This is a genomic window from Actinokineospora sp. (assembly GCF_052390155.1).
Classification (GTDB): Bacteria; Actinomycetota; Actinomycetes; order Mycobacteriales; family Pseudonocardiaceae; genus Actinokineospora.
In genome coordinates, this window is the sequence record NZ_JBQTHF010000106.1 from 1 (window position 1) to 15,391 (window position 15,391).

General features: G+C 67.8%; 14 protein-coding genes and 1 pseudogene. 10 read left to right on the forward strand and 5 right to left on the reverse strand.

The window, feature by feature from the left end; all coding sequences use genetic code 11:
• Positions 1–1,369 (reverse strand): M28 family peptidase (locus tag ACT4N7_RS27120; protein WP_444831702.1); only part of this gene is annotated, 1,369 nt, incomplete at its 3' end.
• Between the two features lie 321 nt (positions 1,370–1,690).
• Here ACT4N7_RS27120 and ACT4N7_RS27125 point away from each other — a divergent pair.
• From ACT4N7_RS27125 to ACT4N7_RS27145, 5 genes are all read left to right on the forward strand, one after another.
• Positions 1,691–2,209, forward strand: coding sequence for a toxin-antitoxin system HicB family antitoxin (locus ACT4N7_RS27125; RefSeq protein ID WP_444831703.1), 519 nt, complete (start codon positions 1,691–1,693; stop codon positions 2,207–2,209).
• Between the two features lie 53 nt (positions 2,210–2,262).
• A complete protein-coding gene (locus tag ACT4N7_RS27130) occupies positions 2,263–3,108 on the forward strand; it encodes a DUF4097 family beta strand repeat-containing protein (RefSeq protein WP_444831704.1) in 846 nt (281 codons plus the stop codon).
• Positions 3,109–3,121: 13 nt separating this feature from the next.
• Complete coding sequence (locus ACT4N7_RS27135) at positions 3,122–4,072, forward strand: ATP-binding cassette domain-containing protein (protein WP_444831705.1); 951 nt, start codon at positions 3,122–3,124, stop codon at positions 4,070–4,072.
• A complete protein-coding gene (locus ACT4N7_RS27140) occupies positions 4,069–4,872 on the forward strand; it encodes an ABC transporter permease (protein ID WP_444831706.1) in 804 nt (267 codons plus the stop codon). The genes ACT4N7_RS27135 and ACT4N7_RS27140 overlap by 4 nt, the downstream gene beginning before the upstream one ends.
• Positions 4,873–4,941: 69 nt before the next feature.
• Positions 4,942–5,241: an MmyB family transcriptional regulator gene (locus ACT4N7_RS27145; protein ID WP_444831707.1), complete on the forward strand. Its 300-nt coding sequence runs from the start codon at positions 4,942–4,944 to the stop codon at positions 5,239–5,241.
• Between the two features lie 101 nt (positions 5,242–5,342).
• On the opposite strand, the gene ACT4N7_RS27150 is transcribed toward ACT4N7_RS27145, so the two are convergent.
• Positions 5,343–6,254 carry a LysR family transcriptional regulator gene (locus ACT4N7_RS27150; protein WP_444831708.1) on the reverse strand — a complete coding sequence of 304 codons (912 nt, stop codon included), beginning with the start codon at positions 6,252–6,254 and terminating at the stop codon, positions 5,343–5,345.
• 58 nt (positions 6,255–6,312) lie between these two features.
• Between ACT4N7_RS27150 and ACT4N7_RS27155 the strand changes: the two genes are divergently transcribed.
• The gene (locus tag ACT4N7_RS27155) at positions 6,313–7,149 is read left to right on the forward strand and encodes an NAD(P)-dependent oxidoreductase (protein ID WP_444831709.1); all 837 of its coding nucleotides are present in this window, start codon (positions 6,313–6,315) and stop codon (positions 7,147–7,149) included.
• A 190-nt stretch (positions 7,150–7,339) separates the two neighbouring features.
• Entirely contained in the window at positions 7,340–7,792 is a 453-nt protein-coding gene (locus ACT4N7_RS27160; RefSeq protein WP_444831710.1) for a putative quinol monooxygenase, read from the forward strand.
• An 83-nt stretch (positions 7,793–7,875) separates the two neighbouring features.
• Here ACT4N7_RS27160 and ACT4N7_RS27165 read toward each other — a convergent pair whose 3' ends face one another.
• The gene (locus ACT4N7_RS27165) at positions 7,876–8,793 is read right to left on the reverse strand and encodes an NAD(P)-dependent oxidoreductase (RefSeq protein ID WP_444831711.1); all 918 of its coding nucleotides are present in this window, start codon (positions 8,791–8,793) and stop codon (positions 7,876–7,878) included.
• A 190-nt stretch (positions 8,794–8,983) separates the two neighbouring features.
• Here ACT4N7_RS27165 and ACT4N7_RS27170 point away from each other — a divergent pair, with 190 nt between their 5' ends.
• Positions 8,984–12,274, forward strand: a complete 3,291-nt coding sequence (locus tag ACT4N7_RS27170; protein WP_444831712.1) for a BTAD domain-containing putative transcriptional regulator — start codon at positions 8,984–8,986, stop codon at positions 12,272–12,274.
• Positions 12,275–12,552: 278 nt separating this feature from the next.
• The gene (locus ACT4N7_RS27175; RefSeq protein ID WP_444831713.1) at positions 12,553–13,212 is read left to right on the forward strand and encodes a dienelactone hydrolase family protein; all 660 of its coding nucleotides are present in this window, start codon (positions 12,553–12,555) and stop codon (positions 13,210–13,212) included.
• 216 nt (positions 13,213–13,428) lie between these two features.
• On the opposite strand, the gene ACT4N7_RS27180 is transcribed toward ACT4N7_RS27175, so the two are convergent.
• Positions 13,429–13,974, reverse strand: coding sequence for an NUDIX hydrolase (locus ACT4N7_RS27180; RefSeq protein WP_444831714.1), 546 nt, complete (start codon positions 13,972–13,974; stop codon positions 13,429–13,431).
• 478 nt (positions 13,975–14,452) lie between these two features.
• Between ACT4N7_RS27180 and ACT4N7_RS27185 the strand changes: the two genes are divergently transcribed.
• Positions 14,453–14,854: a hypothetical protein gene (locus ACT4N7_RS27185; RefSeq protein WP_444831715.1), complete on the forward strand. Its 402-nt coding sequence runs from the start codon at positions 14,453–14,455 to the stop codon at positions 14,852–14,854.
• 301 nt (positions 14,855–15,155) lie between these two features.
• On the opposite strand, the pseudogene ACT4N7_RS27190 reads toward ACT4N7_RS27185, so the two are convergent.
• A pseudogene (locus tag ACT4N7_RS27190) lies at positions 15,156–15,391 on the reverse strand (IS982 family transposase); the annotation flags it as partial.

Genomic DNA, 15,391 nt, shown 5'->3' on the forward strand with positions numbered 1-15,391 from the left:
GGGACACGACCAGGTCGCCGATGTAGGTGTGTCTGATGTGGACTTCCACTGTGGACGTCGCCGACGCGGTGCCGGTGCAGCCCGCGATGGCGATGGTGGAGTTCACCGTGGTGTTGTCCGGGATCGCGACGTCCGTGCCGTTGGTGCCGGAGCAGCCCGGCGGGGGAGCGGCACCGATCGTCCAGCCGAACGTGGCGCTGCCTGCCCGGCTCGCCGAGTCGGTCGCCGTCGCGGTCACGCTGTAGGTGCCCGCGGTGGTCGGCGTGCCGGAGATCAGACCCGCGGCGGTGATCGACAGACCGGTGGGCAGGCCGGTGGCCGACCAGGTGTACGGCGCGGTGCCACCGGTCGCGGTCAACTGCAGACTCGTCGCGGTACCGACGGTTCCGGTCCGGCTGCCGGGGTTGGCCACCGCGGGCGATCCGGGAGTCCCGGTGCCGACGGCCGTCCACACGGCGTGCGCGATGCCGTCCGCCGCCCGGTTCAAGTGCGTCGCGCTGACGTTGCTGGTGGTGTCGCACGAGCGGTGGTAGCAGGGGTCGTAGTCTCCGCCCGCCGTGCCGCCCCACTTGGCCGCCTGCGCCGAGGTCTTGTTGGCGCTGGCGCCGGTGGCGTAGCCGGAGGTCGGGATTCCGGCCTGCTGGAAGGAATAGTCGTCGGAGCGGCCCTGGCCCTCGACGTTCTCCTCCGGCTGCAGGCTCAGCGAATCCCAGTACGCCTTGAGCGGGGCCGCCGTGGTCGAGGTGATCCGGTTGATGAAGTAGCCGCCGTTGGTCGAGCTGACCATGTCGAAGTTGTAGTACGCCTTGATCGCGGTCCGCTGGGCCGCGGTCAGGCTGTTGACGTAGAACTCCGAGCCGTTGAGGCCCTGCTCCTCGTCGGTCCACCAGCCGAACCGGACGTGCTTGGCCATCGACGGATTGGCCGCGGCGAGTGCCAGCGCGTTCTCCAGCAGCGACGCCGAACCGGATGCGTTGTCGTTGATACCCGGCCCCGCGGAGACGCTGTCCAGGTGCGCGCCGAGCATGATCACGTCGTCGGCCGGTCCGCCCGGCCAGTCCGCGATCAGGTTGTTCGACCGGTAGACGCAGTTCGTGCAGTCCTGGAGGGTGACGGTGTACCCGACCGCCTCCAGCCTGGTCTTGACGTAGCTGACCGACGCGGTGTACCCGGCGCTGCCCGCCCGCCGGTTCCCGCCGTTCTGCGTGGCCATCGTGTTGAACTGGGTCAGATGCGCCTGGATGTTGGCCACATTGATGTCCGGCACGGCCAGGGCCGTAGCCGCACTGGCAGGCATGCCGACCACGACCGCGAGCGCGCTCGCGACCAGCGCGGCACTGGCTCCGGCCGCTATCGATCTGAGTGTCATCTGTCCTCCGAAGTGGACGCAGGGAAAGAGGATCCCGGCGTGCCGCATCCGGCCCCCGGGTCAGCCCTCGTGGCCCGGTTGGTGGATCAGGGCAGGACGCGACAGCGCGGGCAGAAGAACATTCACATTCCACCCTGTTCGGTACAAGGGGTGAGCCGCTTGACGTTTTCCCAGTAAGACGGGAACGACCACCACCACTGCCGTTCAAGGACCTGACACCGCGTCGGTGACCGTCGAACGGCTGCGATCTCCTGAGCCAGTTTGGTGTCATAGTGACGCCGGTCAATTGTTTTGGCACCAAAATTGTGCCACCATGGTGCCATGGATCTGACGCCGTATGTCGACAACGTTCGCCGGGAACTGGCCGTCGCCGCCGAGGCGGGTGGGGACGAGGCGCGCGCGCTCGCCGAGCGCCTGTCCGCGACACTGGCGTCGGCGATACGCCTCACGCTGCTGGACGCGTTGTCGGCCGCCGCGGACGAGATCACCCGGGACCTCGCGCCCGGTTCGGTCGAGGTCCGGCTACGCGCGGGCGATGCGACCTTCGCCGTCACACCGCACATTGTCGAACCACCGGCGGCGGACGAGCATCTCACGCCGGTGTCGGAGCCCGAGGACCCGGCACTGGACGACGACAGCGCGATGGTGCGCATCAACCTGCGGCTACCGGAGCACCTCAAGGCACGCGTCGAGAGCTCCGCCGCGGCGCAGGGGCGGTCGGTCAACGCCTGGCTCGTGCGTGCCGCGTTCGCCGCGCTGGGGCAGGCGACCCGGCCCGACCCGCCCACGACGGCCGGCCGCGGGCGGGCGGCGCAGCGCTTCACCGGTTGGGTCCGCTGACCCCGCCCACGACCAGCACAAACACCGAGCACACCACCTCAGAGGGGACAGCCATGCCTTCTTTCGACACGCCGGAACCGATCCTGGCGAACATCGAACCCGTCGTCGGCAACGTCCGCATCGTCGCGAGCGACCGTACCGACACGGTCGTCGACGTCCGGCCCAGCGACGAGACCGACGCCTCCGACGTGCAGGCCGCCGAGCAGACCAGGGTCGAGTTCTCCGGCGGCACGTTGTCGGTCAAGGGACCGAAGTCGCGTCCGCTCGACTTCTCCAACAAGACGAGGTCGATCGAGGTGACCATCGAGCTGCCCGCGGGCTCCCGGGTGCAGGGCAGCACCGGTCTCGGCGACCTGCACGGTACCGGCAGGCTCGGCGAGTGCCGGTACAAGTCCGGCACCGGCCACCTCCAGCTCGACCACGCGGGCGAGCTGCACCTGCACACCGCCACCGGCAACGTCGTCGTCGAACAGGTCGCGGGCAACGCGGAGGTCAGCACCAGCTCCGGGCGGGTGCACCTCGGTGCGGTCAGCGGTACCGCCGTGGTCAAGAACTCCAACGGCGCCACCACGATCGGCTCGGCAGGCGGTTCGGTGCGCGTCCGCGCGGCCAACGGCGACATCACCGTCGAGCGGGCGGACGACGAGGTCGACGCCAAGACCGCCAACGGCTCGGTCCGCGTGCTCGACGCCGTCCGCGGCACGCTCACCCTGGAGACCGCGATGGGCGACATCGAGATCGGCATCCGTGCGGGCAGCGCGGCCTGGCTCGATGTGAAGACCCGCTTCGGTCGCGTCCACAACACCATGGACGCCACCGCCGCGCCCGCCGCGGCTCCCGACACGGTCGAGGCGCACGCCGACACCGCCTTCGGCGACATCACCATCCACCGTTCCTGACAAGGGGAATCACATGAGTCACCCGGCTATCTCCGTGATCGGGCTGCGCAAGTCCTACGGCGACAACAGGGTGCTGGACGGCATCGACCTGGATGTCGCGCCCGGCACCATCTTCGCGTTGCTCGGCCCCAATGGCGCGGGCAAGACCACCATCGTCAACATCCTGTCCACTTTGGTCACACCGGACGCGGGCACCGCGACCGTCGCGGGGCACGATCTCGCCACCGACCCGGACGGGATCCGCGCCGCCATCGGCCTCACCGGCCAGTTCTCCGCGGTCGACAACCTCCTCACCGGCGAGGAGAACCTGTTTCTCATGGCGGACCTGCACCACCTGCCGCGTCGCGAGGGGCGCGGGCGGGCCGCCGAGCTGCTCGACCGGTTCGATCTCACCGACGTCGCGAAGAAAACGCCCGCCACCTACTCGGGCGGCATGCGCCGCAAGCTCGACCTGGCGATGACCCTGGTCGGCGACCCGGAGGTCATCTTCCTCGACGAGCCGACCACCGGACTCGACCCGCGCAGCCGCCGCGTCATGTGGGACATCATCCGCACCCTGGCCGCGAGCGGCGTGACGATCCTGCTCACCACGCAGTACCTGGAGGAGGCCGACCAGCTCGCCGACCGGATCGCCGTGCTCGACGTCGGCAGGCTCGTCGCGCAGGGCACGCCGGACGAGCTGAAGCGCCGCGTTCCCGGCGGGCACCTGCGGTTGCGGTTCCCGGACCCCGGCGCGCTGCACCGTGCGACACGCGCGCTCCAGGTGTCCACATCGGACGAAGAGAACCGCACGCTCCGGGTGCCGACGGACGGCACCGTCGCCGCCCTGCGCGCCGTGCTGGACCGCCTCGACGCCGAAGCCGTCGCGGTCGACAGCCTCACGGTGCACACCCCCGACCTCGACGACGTGTTCCTCGGCCTCACCGGTCACCGGACCGAAGCCACCAAGGAGTTGGCGAAATGACCACCCTGTCCTACGCGATGCGCGACTCGACGACCATGCTGCGCCGCAATCTGCGGCACATGCGGCGCTATCCCTCGCTGACCCTCATGCTGCTCGGCCAGCCGATCGTGATCCTGCTGTTGTTCGTCTACGTCTTCGGCGGCACCCTCGGCGACGGTCTGGGCGCCGCGGGCGGCAGCGGGGCGGGCGGCCGCGCGGAGTACGTCGGCTACGTCACGCCCGCGATCCTGTTGATCATGGTGACCAGCGCGGCGCTCGGCACCGCGATCTCCGTCGCCATGGACATGACCGAGGGCATCATGGCCCGGTTTCGCACCATGGCGATCAGCAAGGCGTCGGTACTGACCGGACATGTCATCGGCACGGTCATCCAGACGGTCCTCGGACTCGCCGTCGTGGTCGGTGTCGCACTGCTCGTCGGGTTCACACCAACGGCGGGCTTCGGTGAGTGGGTCGCGGTCGCCGGCGTGCTGTTGCTGCTGACCATCGCGCTCACCTGGCTCTCGGTGGCGCTCGGCCTGATCGCCAAGAGCGTGGAGACGGCGAGCAACACGCCGCTGGTCTTCACCCTGCTTCCCTTCCTCGGCAGCGGTTTCGTGCCCACCGACTCCATGCCCGCCTGGCTGCGCTGGTTCGCCGAGTACCAGCCGTTCACCCCGATCATCGAAACGATCCGAGGCCTGCTGCTCGGCACCCCGATCGGCAACAGCGGGCTGCTCGCAGTCGGCTGGTGCGTCCTGCTCGCGGCGATCGGCTACGCATGGTCGAAGTCCCTGTTCGCCAAGGAGCGCGACCGATGAACGCACCGATCCCCCACGTCGCCACAAGGAGCGACTGGACGCCGCGCTAGGCCAATCGGCCGGTCCAACTTGAGGCACCCGCTCGACGAGGAGCTGCGAGACCTCATCACCGGCCTGTCGTCCGACAGCGCGGACTTCCGCCGTATCTGGGCGCAACACGTCGTCAGCGACAAGACGCACGGCAGCTTGGCGTTCCACCACCCGCTTGTGGGCAACCTCGCACTCAACTACGAGACGCTGCGCCTGCCTGACGAGCCGGACCACGCCCTGGTCACCTACACCGCCGACGCGGGCTCCTCGTCTGAAGCCGCCCTTCGTCTCCTTGGTGCGCTCACCTGCGAAAAGCTGGTTCCGAATAGGTGCGGATAGTTGTCGATCGGCGAGTCACACGCCGTCTTGGTCGTCACCGACAGGGGGTGACGACGACGGCGGCAAACGGGCGCGGTTGGCGTGGCACTGGCCGCGGCGGGCTAGCGCGTTCGTCGCGGTCGGTGGTCACGCAGGATGCGCAGGAACGCATGGGTGGAGGGCGAGGTGGTCAGCCCGCTTGGTGTGGCGGCGTAGACCAGTCGGGGAGAGACGTCATCGGGGTGCAGAGCGGACAGTGCTATGTCCGATCGCACGGTGTCGGCGATCAGGGCGGGGATCATGGTGATCCCCACACCGGCCGCCACGAAGCCCTGCTTCGCGATCCAGTCACGCGCGATGAAGCCGATGCGCGGCCGGAAACCGGTGCGCAGGCAGGAACTGATGAGCGTGTCCTCGGGCCGGGTGCTGCCCGCGATCCAGTTCTCGTCGCTCAGGTCGGCCAACCGCAGCGTGGGAGCGGCGGCCAGGCGGTGATCACGCGGCAGTGCGACGTACATCTGGTCCTCGCACAACTCGTGCAGGTCGAAGCCGTCGATCCGGCGCGCGCTCGGGAAGCTCACGACTGCCACATCGGCTTCGCCATCCGCCAGCTGCGTGAGCAGGTCAGGTGTCACGCCTTCGCGGAGAACCACCTCAAGACCTGGATGGGCGGCCAGGAAAGCGGCGACTGCCCGCGGAACCAGCACGGCATCGGCGGTAGAGAACGCTCCGATCCTGAGTCGGCCGATCGTGAGGTCACGCAAGTCGCTCAGCTCGCGCCGGGCCGCGTCCAACTGGCCCAGCACCGCCTCGGCGTGGCCCAGCAGCCTGCGGCCGGGCTCGGTGAGGCGTACGCCGCGCGGCAAGCGGTCGAACAACTGCATTCCGGCCTCGTCTTCGAGCGCGGCAATCTGGCGAGAGATCGCCGACTGCGTGTACCCCAGCACCGGTCCGACCGCGGTGAACGAGCCGAGCCTCGCCACATGCACGAACACCCGAAGGAGTGCGGTCGAAAACTCATTCCGTACCGGCATGGATACTATGCTATACATTCGCTACTCGCATTGCTGGTTGGCGCCTAGCGTTGATCCCATGAACAAGAGAATCGCCTTTCTCGGTCTCGGCGCCATGGGGGCGCCGATGGCACGCCGCGTCCTCGCCGCCGGTCATCCGCTGACGGTATGGAACCGGTCGCCAGATCGCGCGGCGCCCTTGGGCGCTGCGGGAGCGCTGGTGGCCGACACTCCCGCGGATGCGGTGCGGGACGCCCACGTGGTGGTCACCATGCTCGCTGACCCTGCCGCGGTTCGTGACGTCGTCGCCGCGTTCGCGCCCGTGCTGCGGCCGGGAACCCATGTCGTCGACACGTCCACCATCGGTCCGTACGCCCTGCGCGACATCGCCGATCTGCTGCCTGAAGGTGTGACACTCATCGACGCGCCGGTGATGGGCAGTGTGGACCGCGCCGCCGCGGGCGAGCTGACGCTCCTCGTCGGTGGCGACGCCGACCCGGTACTGCCCGTCCTCGACCTGTTCGGAGCCGTTACCCGCACTGGGCCGATGGGCAGTGCCGCGGCGCTCAAGATTGTGCTCATCAACGCCGTGGTCACCGGGGTCGCCGTGATCGCCGAGGCGATGGCCCTGGCCGACGCGATGGGCCTGCCGGACACCACGGTGCGGGCGGCCATGGTCAACTCGCCGCTCGCCGGTATCGCGGGACGTGCGTTCGCCCAAGGAGTCCACTATCCGATCCGGCTGGCCGCCAAGGACGTGGCGCTCGCCGTGGCGACGACGGCGATGCCGCTCGCACTTGCGGCGCACGAGCGCTTGACTGCGTTCTCCCGGGACAGCGAGCGTGACCTCGGGCACTTGGTCGAGCTCGTACGCGAGTCCGCTTCGCTGAAGACAGCGAGTCACTCAGCACCCTGACGTGGATGGTCGCGACATTGTTTCCCCGGGTTCCTTCGAGTGGGAGTCGATGTGCGGTCAGTCTTGTCTGAATGTTGCGATCCTGGACGATCCACTGCTTCTCGACATTATGAGCCTAGGCATCATATGGCCATGTTGACTTGTGTTCGAGTAGCGATACTGGAGTCCTCACAGTAAGAAGGGAACGAATGTGAACCGCAAGAAAAAGGTCGGTCTCGCGATATTCGCCATGGCGGCGGTCACCGGTGTGGCCGCTCCCGTCGTGGCCGCTGCGCAGGCACCGGCGCCGATGACCGAGGTGAACTCGTTCGGCCACCAGTCCACTCGGTCCGTTTACGTCGTGGTGGCCGAACTGACGGGAATCAAGCCCGCGTTCCAGAACATGTTCATCAGGGCGGCGCAGGCAGATGCGCGCTGCTCGGCCAGGAATGAGCCCGGCACGCTGAGCTTCGTGGTCGCCCCGGACCCGCAGGATCAGAGCAGGTTCGTCTTGTCGGAGACCTATGCGGACAAGCGCGCGTGGGAAACCCATCGGGACGGCAAGTGTTTCGCCGACTTCTTCGCGATAGTCGGCCCGAACATCAATCCGCCCCGGTTCGTGATCGAAGGGCCTTCGATCGAAGTGCCGCGCAAACTGACGTAACATCGCGGCGGTGAATGTGGGCATGGCGCCGGCCGATTTATTGACCGGCGCCATGTCACAGATTCGCGGCGCAGGAACCGAATTTAGCTCGCCGACTTCTTGACGACTTCGAACAGGCTGGCGAATCCGCTCGTACCGTGGCCCTCGGCGATCGCCCGGTTGTACTGCGCCTGGACTGCGTTCGGCAGTTGGACGTCGATGCCCGCGGCCGCGCTGGTGTGCGCGATGTGGTCGGCGGTGGCGCCCATCATCGTGACGTTGGCGAGATCGCCCGGGTAGTGACCGTCGTCGATGTCCCTTGCCGCGTCGTTCAGGTACACGGAGACGGAGTCCGCGATGGCCACTGCGTAGGGCAGGAACTCCGCCGCCGAGACCCCGGCGGATTTCATCAGCGCGGTGCCGTGCAGGTACGCGGACAGCGAGGTGAGGAAGACGTCGAGGGTGGCCTGGTAGTAGAGCTGCGCCAGGCCGGGGTCCTCGCCGCGGTAGTCGGCGTTGCCGATGATCTCCAGCGTTGGCCGGTGCGCCTCGAACGCCTTCTTCGAGCCGCTGTAGAGGACTGTGGAACCGTCCTTGCCCACCAGTCCCGCCGGGACCATGATCCCGCCGGGAACGAGTTCGGCGCCGTGCGCCGCCGCCCACGTGGCGGCCTCCCGAGTCCGCTGCGGGGTGTCGGAGCTGAGGTTGACGACAACCCGCCCGGCAAGCGCCGCGGCGGCAGAACCGGTGGGCGGCACGCTGTCGTCTCCCGGTGAGCCGAAGATGTCGTACATGGCCTGGTAGTCGGTGAGGCTGAGCACGACCAGTTCGTTTGCCGCGACGGCCTCGGCCGCGGTGGCGGCGCGCACGGCGCCATCGGCGACGAGGTCGTCCGCCTTGCCTGCTGTCCGATTCCACACGGTGGTCGGGTGCCCGTTGGCCAGGAAGGCTCGAACCATCGCCTTGCCCATCGGTCCGAGACCGATGACGGTCACCGGCGCGCTGGAGTTGTTGCTCATCATGATTCCCGTCTTTGAGTGTGGGTGCGTGAACCGTCGACGGCGAAGGGGTTCTTCGGGGCGTGTGATCTCCCGGTGCGGCGACGAGATCAACGTTGTTCCTGCGCGCGCACGGATCGCTGCGGGTCGGCGCACGACCGTCGACGGCTCGCGCACGAGCGGGATTGTCGGTGCGCCGCTCTACAGTGGAACGGTGCTGTTTGGGGTATTGGGCCCGCTGGCGGTATGGAGCGCGGACGGGAGACCGGTTCGCGTACCCGAGGCGAAGGTTCGCGCGCTGCTGGCCGACCTGCTGGTGAACCAGGGGCGGGCCGTGTCCGCTGACCGGCTGGTGGCCGATCTGTGGGGTGAGCGCCTGCCTGGCAACCCCGTCAACACCCTGCAGACGAAGGTCTCGCAGCTCCGCTCCGCGTTGGAGAAGGCTGAGCCCGGTGGCCGCGCGCTGGTGGCCTTTGAGCCTGCCGGGTACCGGTTGGACGTCCCGAACGACGCGGTCGACGTGCACAGGTTTCGAGCGCTGAGGTCGCGAGCGATGACGACAGAGGACCCGCAGGCGAGGGGTGTTCTGCTGTCCGAGGCGATGGCGCTGTGGCGGGGGCCTGCCCTGGCCGACTTCGGCGACGAGGCGTTCGCTCGGACGAGCATCCACCGCTGGGACGAGGAACGTCTGGTCGCGCTGGAAGATCAAGCCGAGACAAGGCTCGCGCTGGGCGAGCACGCCATGCTGATCGGCGACCTGGCCGACCTGGTGACCCGGAACCCGCTGCGAGAACGGCTCCGGTGGCTGCAGATGCGCGCCCTGTATCGCGCTGGGCGGCAGGTGGAGGCACTGGACACCTTCCGTGAGCTGCGCGGGCGTCTGGCCGGTGAGCTCGGTCTTGACCCAAGCCCCGGGCTGGTCGAGTTGCACCAGTCGATCCTGCGGCAGGACCCGGCCCTGGCCACGTCGGTGGGGCAGGCGGAAGTGCTGCCCCCGGTCATTTCTCGGGGACGCGCGCGAACCAACATGGTCGCCCCGCTCACCGAGTTGGTGGGCAGAACGGACGCGGTGCACGTCGTGGATTCGTTGATCAGCCGAACACGGCTGGTAACGCTCGTCGGGCCGGGCGGCGTCGGCAAGACCCGGCTGGCGATGGAAACAGCCCGCCGACACACCGAGGTGCTCGAAGGCGGCGCATGGCTGATCGAATTCGCGGGATTCGACCGGCACGCCTGCCCGGAGACGACCTGCCCGCCGCGGGAGTGGGTGGTGGCGGCGGTGGCGAATGTGCTCGGTGTCCGTGACGATCCCGGCTCGGCTCCGGTGCAGACCGGTTCGCCGGTCGACCTCGTCGACCGGGTGGCGGAGGTCATCGGCGGCAAGGAGATCCTGCTGGTGATGGACAACTGCGAGTCGGTGATCGAACCAGTGGCCACGTTGGCCGGGCAGTTGTTGCGGGCGGCCCCGAACCTGCGGATCCTGGCGACGAGTCAGCAGCCGCTGGGCCTGGCGGGCGAAGTGCTGTGGGCAGTGCCGCCGTTGGAGCTGCCCGGCCGCGATGACGCACTGGAGTCCGTTCGGAGGTCCAGTGCGGTTCGGATGTTCGCCGCTCGCGCGGCGGCGTCAGCACCGACGTTCCACCTCGACGCGGACAACGCGACCGCGGTCGCCGAGATTTGTAGGCGGCTGGACGGGATTCCGCTGGCCCTGGAGCTGGCCGCGACCAGGGTGCGAGTGCTCGGGGTTCACGAGTTGCTCCGCCGCCTCGACGACCGTTTCCTGGTGCTGGCTTCAGGATCACGCGACGCGCCCGCACGACAGCAGACCCTCCGCGCGGTGATCGACTGGAGTTGGGACCTGCTGACCGCGACCGAACGCGTCGTGCTGCGCCGCCTGGCCGTCCACTCCGAAGGGTGCGCACTCGACGCGGTCGAAGCGGTTTGCTCCGGCAACGGTGTGCAGATCGGGGACGTCCTTGATCTGTTGAGCCATCTCGTGGATCGTTCATTGGTGACCGTCAGCCGTCATCAGGTCACCGGTGAACCTCGATACCGGCTGCTCGAATCCGTCGCCGCCTACTGCGTTGAGCGGCTCGTCGACGCGGGAGAGTTCGAGCGCGTGCGCATGCGACACTGCGACTACTACGTCGCGCTCACCGAGCAAGCGGGGCCTCACCTACGCGGGCGCGAGCAACAGCGCTGGCTCCAGCGGTTGGACGCCGAAGCGGCCAACCTGCGCGCCGCCCTTGAGACAGCGACACGGCACGAGGACGCGACTCTCGCCCTGCGCCTGGTCAACGCGATGGCGTGGTACTGGTTCCTACGCGGCAGGCTCGGTGAAGCACGCCGCGCGATCCGGGGAGCACTGTCCATACCGGGAGCTGGGTCCCCCGTGCTCCGAAGTGCCGCTATCGCATGGCAGGCGGGGCACTCGGTGCTAGCGGGCGGGCGCGCGGACGAGACGGTCTCTGCATCGACCCGCGACCTCGACGACCCGGCGACGCACGGGCAGGCACTCTGGTTCCTCGGCCACGTCGCGTCCGTCGTCGACGACGGACCGACCGCCGAGCACATCACCGCCCGTGCGTTGGCGTGGTTCCGCGCGCTCGACGATCGGTGGGGCATCGCGGCCTGCCTCGCCGATCGGGCAAGCCAGGCCGTCACCAGGGGAGAGTTCCCCGGCGCCCTACGAGACGCCACTCGCGCCGCCGAGCTCTTCGGCGACCTCGGGGATCGTTGGGGCCAGTTGCGGGCGTCGTTCTCACTCGGTGCGCTGGCCGAGATCCGCGGTGACTACGGTCCGGCCGCGCGGCTGCATCAGGAGGGTCTGCGCAACGCGGAAGAGCTGGGGCTGTGGCCGGATGCTTCGTACCAACTGTCGTGGCTCGGCCGGATCGCGCTGCTCACTGGCGACCATGCGCAGGCGACAGAGCTGCACGACCGGGCCGAACAGCTGGCAGCGGAGCACGGAGTAGTCCCGGGGCAGATGTACGCGAGGATCGGGAAAGCGCTCAGCGCGCGCAGGCAGGGCGAGTTCAAGGTCGCCGAGGAACACCTGCACGTGGTTCTCGTCTGGCACCGGCAGGTGGACTTCGAGCCGGGCAACACCCTGGTCCTCGCCGAGCTCGGCTTCATCGCCGAGCAGCGCGGCGATCCCGTCACGGCCCGCCGTCTGCACTTGGACGGCTTCGACATCGCCCGCAGGGTCGGCGGCCCGCGGGCCATCGCACTCGCCACGGAAGGTCTGGCCGGGGTCCTGGCACTGTCCGGCGACCATCGGCTCGCCGCCCGACTTCTCGGCGCGGCCGCGCGGACAAGGCAGTCGGTGGGGGCACCGCTGCCCGCGGCCGAACGGGGAGACGTGAACAGGATCACCTCGGCCTCGAAACGCGTGCTCGGGGAGCGCCGGTTCGCGGCCGAGTTCGACCGCGGCGCGATCCTGAATACCGGCGAGATCCGCGACCTGGTCGGCGCCGAGTGCAGGTCCGCTATCGCCGCGCGATAGCACGACTCTCTCCAACCGCGACTGGGTTCAGAAAGGCGCTGATGCCGCAACAAAGGTGAGACGGCCCAGCTCAGAAATAGACCACCTCGTTTCCGTAGGCACGCCAGGTTCGTTTGCGCACCTCTGCCACTATCGCAATTCTGCGTTTTCGGGAGTCGATCATGTGTTTCGCCGTGAATGCCAGTCCGCCGGAACTACCGCAAGAACGTGCACGAACAGTCGCGGGCGACGTCGTCCAGGCTCGACGTATCGAGTTGGTCTCCGCAGACGGAACCACAGTGGCGGCCGCACTGGCCCAAGCACGACAACCCAGCGGATCGGGTGTGGTCATCCTGCCCGATGTGCGTGGCCTCTACACGTTCTACGAACAACTCGCCGAGCGTTTCGCTCAAGCAGGTCACCATGCGATAGCCGTGGACTACTTCGCCCGCACCGCGGGCACCACGCCACGCGGCGACGACTTCGACTACCAACACCACCTTTCCGCCGCCGAACTCGGGCAGGTGCAGACGGACATCGCGGCCGCGGTCGCCCTCCTGCGCAGGCGTACCGATTCCACGCAGGTAGTGGCGATCGGATTCTGCTTCGGCGGCACCCACGCCTTCCTGGCAGGCTCAAACCATGAGCTCGATCTCAACGCGGTGGTCGGCTTCTACGGCCGCCTCAATCCCGGCAGGCTGCCCAGACCCGCCGAGCGGGCACACAGTATCGGTGTCCCATTGCTTGGTCTATTCGGCGGCAATGACCCCTCGATCCCGGCAGAAGAAGTCGGCCAGTTCGACACCGCCCTCCGTCAGGCGGGAGTACGCGCCCAGCTCATCACGTACCCTAACGCGCCACACTCGTTCTTCGACCGCTCCTTCGATGAACACAGGGAGGCATGCGATGACGCCTGGCATAGAGTTCTCAATTTCCTTGAACACCTGCCAACCTCATGAGCAGGGCCGCTCCGATCACGGCCACGGCGAGCAGGCAACCCGCGTTTCGGCAGCCAACGCCTCGACCACACCCTCGTCAGCCCGGCCGCCGGGGAGATCCGCACTTGCTCCTACGACCACACCACCAGGCGCGACCAACTCAGCGACCACGCAGCCCTGCTCACCACCATCGGCCTCGTCTGACACCGCAGTGCAGCAGGCCCGTTCGGAACGTGCCTAGCCCACCAGGGCGGGGGTGCCCATCCGGGCGAGCAGCTTGTCGCGGAAACGCGCCATGTGCGGGTCGAATCGGCCGTGCGCCCAGTCGGCAGGGTCGTCCAGGCAGAACCATCGGACCGCGTTGGCCTCCCGCGGATCGGCCTCGATGCGCATGTCCTGATCGCCGGCCAGGACGTACCAGAACGACACGTCGGTGTGGCTGTGCGCACCGACCGTCTGTGTCACCGTCAGAAACAGTGGCTGTCCGCCGAATCCGGGATGGAACTCGCCGTCGATCCCCAGTTCCTCCGCGGCCTCGCGCAGCACCGTCGTACGCGGGTCCTCGCCGTCATCGACGTGACCGCCGGGGAACAACCACAACCCGGCCTTCACGTGATCGACGAGCATGACCGTGCGGCGAGCATCGTCCAACAGCGCGAAGTACACACACAGGTGCTTGTCCGGTGTTGCCGGCCGCGCGATCCGAAACAGCGGCGCGCCCGACGCGATCCAGTGCAGCGTCTCGGTCTTGTCCCGCACCTCGTGCTCGTCGAGAGGTTTCACCGAGGCGACGAGATCGCGCACCACAGCCCGTGGGTCCTGACCAGCCGTTGACATCAACCCTCCACCGAGGCACCGAGGTTCGACGGCCGCTCACCCACAGCGGCCACACCGCCGCACCCGAAGGCGCGTCGCGGACCCTAACAGCGCCCCCCACCGCCACTGTGGAGACCACGCCGAGACCGATCGGGTAGAGCAAGCCTCAGCGTCAACGCCGAATGATCAGTCAGCCCCAATGCCCGCACCGAATGGTCATAGGAACACGCCCTCACCGCGGACCGGTACTCGCCGCTGAAGAACGCATGATCAAACCGGTAGCCGTTTCTGGTGCCGTCCGCGGCGGGTCGGCCAAACCACGAGTAGTCCATGCCCTGCGGCAGGTGGACGCGGAATGCGTCATCGAATCCCGCCGCCCCGAACGAACGGTAGGAGTCCCTATTGTGACGCCCATCACGGCCTGGGTGCGACGATCACTGGAGCCATGTCCACAGCCTTGAGTACCGAATTCTCCGCCGGACTCGTCGTCGTGCCGCGAATCAAGGACGATCGACCGAGCTACTTCACCAGCCCTCCGCCGGTGGAGGACAAACCCTGTCCTACCTACGCCTGGTGCCAGGAACTGACCTGTGTCGGTTCGGTATCCGAGGACGAGCACACTGGTGAGTTCATCACCCTCGGCCAGTTCGAGGTCCACCTGAACCGCAACCCGTTCGAAGAGGCCCGTGTCGTGATCAACGTGCACAGTGCCAGCGCTCGTTCTCCCTACAGCAATCCCATCCGTGAGCGATTGACAGCCGAAGAAGCGCAGATCCTTGGAACTGCACTCCTTACCAGGGCTGCGCAACTGGCAGCTGGGCCGATCAGCGAGCGAGGCGCCCGATGATCACCGATACCGCAGACATTCGACCACTCGCCTGCGAACCCTGGTGTGCGGCTGCCAACGACCCGGCAGTGGATCACGATTTCGAACGCATCGACGGCGACTGGTGGCACATCCGACGGATCGGAACGATCCCGACCCAGGCCAACGACCTCAACGAGCCGGGAGATCCACCCGACCTGCCGTTCGACGTCGAGGTCACCCGATACGGCACTCGACCACCGACGGTCAACATCAGCGTCCGTGGCTGGTGTGAGGCCGCGGTCCTTTCCATCGACGACGCCCGGCAGGCGATCGAAGTGCTTTCCAGGGCTGTGTCTGCACTGAGGGTGTGGTTGACCGACTCGATCCACTGCCGTACCCCACCGAGGTTGCCGTTGCGGTAGGTCTCGTCCTTACGGTCCGGGCGTAGCAGCCGCACGGTCATCGACTCGGTGAGTGCCTTGAACTCTGCACCGGAGAACCCCTTGTCCGCCAACAAGACCTGGCCGTTGCGGATCAGATGGTGGTTGTTGTCCAGCAACGCCGCGAGTACCTCAC